Origin of the sequence: Pseudomonas syringae, from assembly GCF_021605415.1 — a bacterium.
GTDB classification, from domain to species: Bacteria; Pseudomonadota; Gammaproteobacteria; order Pseudomonadales; family Pseudomonadaceae; genus Aquipseudomonas; species Aquipseudomonas syringae_S.
In genome coordinates this window covers 1-1,370 of record NZ_WKEQ01000085.1, presented here as the reverse complement: position 1 = coordinate 1,370, position 1,370 = coordinate 1, and the positions used below count along the sequence as shown (strand labels likewise).

2 protein-coding genes and 1 pseudogene are annotated in these 1,370 nt (G+C 61.5%); all 3 read left to right on the top strand.

Going from position 1 to position 1,370, the window contains the following annotated elements:
• Positions 1-784 (top strand): tonB-system energizer ExbB (exbB, locus tag GIW69_RS26090; RefSeq protein WP_236485668.1); only part of this gene is annotated, 784 nt, incomplete at its 5' end.
• Between the two features lie 6 nt (positions 785-790).
• Positions 791-1,219: a TonB system transport protein ExbD gene (exbD, locus tag GIW69_RS26085; protein ID WP_236485667.1), complete on the top strand. Its 429-nt coding sequence runs from the start codon at positions 791-793 to the stop codon at positions 1,217-1,219.
• A pseudogene (locus tag GIW69_RS26080) lies at positions 1,216-1,370 on the top strand (energy transducer TonB); the annotation flags it as partial. The gene exbD and the pseudogene GIW69_RS26080, both read left to right, overlap by 4 nt.

The following is a 1,370-nucleotide window of genomic DNA, read 5'->3' as shown; positions in this document are numbered from 1 at the left end:
AGCCGCCACCGATCCAGCCCCGGCTGTCGACGCCAGCGCTGCCGATGCGCCGCAAATGCTCGAAGCCGACAACTCCCTGGGCATGGCCCACGACCTGTCGCCGTGGGGCATGTACCAGAATGCCGACATTATCGTGAAAATCGTGATGATCGGTCTGGCCATTGCCTCGATCATCACCTGGACCATCTGGATTGCCAAAGGGTTCGAGCTGATCGGCGCCAAACGTCGTCTGAGCACCGAAATCGCCAATCTGAAAAAAGCGACCACCCTTAAAGACGCGAGCACCACCGCCGCGAAGGAAGGCACCCTCGCCAATCTGCTGGTTCATGACGCCCTCGAAGAAATGCGCCTGTCGGCCAACAGCCGGGAAAAGGAAGGCATCAAGGAACGCGTCAGCTTCCGTCTCGAGCGCCTCGTCGCAGCATGCGGTCGCAACATGAGCAGCGGCACCGGCGTGCTGGCGACCATCGGCTCTACCGCGCCGTTCGTCGGCCTGTTCGGCACCGTGTGGGGCATCATGAACAGCTTCATCGGCATCGCCAAAACCCAGACCACAAACCTTGCCGTCGTGGCGCCGGGCATCGCCGAAGCACTGCTGGCTACCGCACTGGGCCTGGTTGCCGCGATTCCGGCCGTGGTCATCTACAACGTGTTCGCCCGCTCCATCGCCGGTTACAAGGCGCAGGTATCCGACGCGTCGGCACAGGTTCTGCTGCTGGTCAGCCGTGATCTTGACCACCAGCCTGAGCGCAGCTCCCAGCCGCACATGGTCAAAGTGGGGTAATCGGCCATGGGCCTGCATTTGAAAGAAGGCGCAGACGACGATCTGGCCGAGAACCACGAAATCAACGTGACGCCGTTCATCGACGTCATGCTCGTGCTATTGATCATTTTCATGGTGGCCGCTCCGTTGGCCACCGTGGATATCAAAGTCGACCTGCCTGCCTCTACCGCCAAACCGGCGCCACGCCCTGAGAAACCGGTGTTTCTCAGCGTGAAAGCCGATCAACGCCTGTACCTCGGCGAAGAGGAAGTGAAGCCCGAAGCCCTCGGCGCCACGCTTGACGCCAAAACCAGTGGCAAGAAAGACACGACGATCTTCTTCCAGGCTGACAAAGGCGTGGATTACGGCGATCTGATGAGCGTCATGGACAATCTGCGCGCAGCCGGCTACTTGAAGGTCGGTCTGGTCGGTCTCGAGACGGCAGCCAAGAAATGATCACGACGCGCCATAAGCTGACGCGTTACAGCGGTAGCCTGGCCGTGGTGCTGGGCGTTCACGCGCTGGCCATCGCGCTGGCGCTGAACTTGTCCACCCGCCCGCCCATCGAGCTGCCGCCGCAGGCAATGATGGTCGAGTTGGCACCGGC